Origin of the sequence: Sphingobium sp. DC-2 (genome assembly GCF_000722555.1) — a bacterium.
Taxonomy (GTDB): Bacteria; Pseudomonadota; Alphaproteobacteria; order Sphingomonadales; family Sphingomonadaceae; genus Sphingobium; species Sphingobium quisquiliarum.
The window spans coordinates 1-1,860 of record NZ_JNAC01000062.1 but is presented as its reverse complement, the minus strand read 5'-3'; the positions used below and the strand labels follow the sequence as shown (position 1 = coordinate 1,860).

Here is a 1,860-nt window from a genome sequence, read left to right as displayed (position 1 = left end):
ATTACACAGGATTGAACCTGACGGCGGATGCGCGTGCATTTTCAAGCGCCATCCGGGAAGAGCTTGCTCAGGAACTGTTGCTCCTCAATGCCAATATTCCCCGGAACGACAAGGTTCGGCTGCTGTGGCGCGGCGAGAACCGTATATCTCTCACCCCGTTCAAACCCTTGCCCGAACCCAGGGGTCTCGCCTCGATCAAGACCGAGATCGGCCAACGCTGGCCGATGACCGGGCTGCTCGACGTACTGAAGGAGGCTGCCCTTGATACGGGACTTCTCGAAGCGTTCGAAACATCGGCCTCGCGTGTTGCACTGCCGAAAACCGCGCTGGATCAACGTCTCCTGCTATGCCTCTACGGCCTGGGAACGAATGCCGGGCTCAAGCGGATCGCCGGCGCCACCCCCGATGTCAGCTATGAAGAGCTGCTGCATGTCCATCGCCGCTTCGTTCATGCCGCGGCGCTCAAGGAGGCGTGTGCCAGGGTTGCGAATGCGACCCTGGCAATCCGCAATGCTGCAGTCTGGGGGGACGCCGGCACGGCCTGTGCGTCAGATTCCACAAAGTTCGGAGCCTGGGATCGCAACCTGATGACGGAATGGCATGCGCGTTATGGTGGACGGGGCGTCATGATCTACTGGCATGTCGAACGACGCGCGACATGCGTCTATTCCCAGCTCAAGCGCTGCTCTTCCTCCGAGGTCGCCTCCATGATCGAGGGCGTGCTGCGCCATTGCACCGACATGGAAATCCAGCGACAATATGTTGATAGTCATGGCCAAAGCGCGGTTGGCTTTGCATTTTGCCGGCTTCTCGGATTTGAGCTTGCACCCCGCCTGAAAGCGATCGCTCGCCAGAAGCTGGCTCTTCCCGATGTCGGCATGCGAACGCGGCTTCCCCACTTGCAGCCGATCCTCTCCAGTCCGATCAACTGGGATGAGATCGAGCAGCAATATGACGAGATGGTCAAATATGCAGCCGCGATGCAGACAAAAACCGCCGACCCGGAGGCGATCCTGCGCCGGTTTAGCCGCTCCGAGGTGATGCACCCGACCTACAAGGCGTTGAGTGAGCTGGGCCGCGCGGTCAAGACGATCTTCCTGTGCCGGTATCTGCGCGAGGAGTCCTTCCGCCGCGAAATTCATGAAGGCCTGAATGTCGTTGAAAACTGGAACAGTGCCAATGGGTTCGTTTTCTTCGGCAAGGGCGGCGAGATCGCCACTAACCGCATCGATGAGCAGCAGCTCTCGGTCCTGGCGCTACATTTGCTGCAAGCGTCGCTTGTCTATGTGAACACCCGAATGCTTCAGAGCGTGCTGGTGGAACCGAAATGGACGGGCCGGATGACGCCGGATGATTATCGCGGCCTCACACCGCTGATTTACAGCCACGTCAATCCTTATGGCCGCTTCGACCTCGATCTGAATAGCCGGATCGATTTTGGGCGGCTTGCTGCCTGACCGGGGCCTTTCCGCTCGCACCATTTGGGTACACCCGAACGTGACGATCGGAAGTGACATATACGACATGTCACAAAAGGGTGGTTCCGTCACCAATGTTACTGTACGAGGGCAAAGCCACCCTAATGTGACGGATTTGCCCATGACCCGCGTCGGCTACGCCCGCGTCAGCACCATCGACCAGGATCTCGACATCCAGGTTGCCCGGTTGAAGGCAGCGGGCTGTGAAATCCTCCGCTCCGAAACAGGCTCGGGCGCATCGCGCACTGGACGCACGGAGCTTGAGACGATCATGCAGTTCCTGCGCGCCGATGACGAACTCGTCGTCCTGCGTCTCGATCGGCTCGGTCGCTCCACACGCGATGTTCTCAATCTGGTTCATGAACTCGACCAGAAGGGAGCC

2 protein-coding genes are annotated in these 1,860 nt (G+C 59.2%); both read left to right on the top strand.

All coding sequences use genetic code 11. From position 1 onward, the window contains the following. Positions 1–1,457 (top strand): Tn3 family transposase (locus tag ET21_RS0114460; RefSeq protein WP_037471044.1); only part of this gene is annotated, 1,457 nt, incomplete at its 5' end. Positions 1,458–1,599: 142 nt separating this feature from the next. After that, positions 1,600–1,860, top strand: a 261-nt coding sequence (locus tag ET21_RS0114455; protein ID WP_030540245.1) for a recombinase family protein, incomplete at its 3' end; no start/stop codon positions are given.